Origin of the sequence: Paraburkholderia sp. BR13439 (genome assembly GCF_040948805.1) — a bacterium.
Classification (GTDB): domain Bacteria; phylum Pseudomonadota; class Gammaproteobacteria; order Burkholderiales; family Burkholderiaceae; genus Paraburkholderia; species Paraburkholderia youngii.
Genome location: NZ_JBFPKN010000213.1, coordinates 1 through 255, shown reverse-complemented (window position 1 = coordinate 255; position 255 = coordinate 1). Strand labels below are relative to the sequence as shown.

At 61.6% G+C, this 255-nt stretch carries 1 protein-coding gene; it reads right to left on the bottom strand.

Going from position 1 to position 255, the window contains the following annotated elements:
* Nucleotides 1-255: DDE-type integrase/transposase/recombinase (locus tag AB3X96_RS42925; RefSeq protein ID WP_368594459.1), on the bottom strand; the 255-nt coding region annotated here is incomplete at both ends.

Genomic DNA, 255 nt, shown 5'->3' with positions numbered 1-255 from the left:
TAGCTGCGCAATTGATCGGTGACAATCCTTCGTGGCGCGTCGGTACAGGCGGCCAGCACGTGGTTGAAGAAGCGCTTTGCTGCGGCCTTATCGCGACGTTTCTGCAGGAGGATGTCGAGTTCGGCGCTGTGCTGGTCGACTGCCCGCCAGAGCAGATAAGGCTCACCGCGCAACGTAACGAAGACTTCGTACAGATGCCATGTGCGCCCAGGCTTGCGGCGAGCAGCTTTGACGCGATGTGCGAAGCCCGCGCCG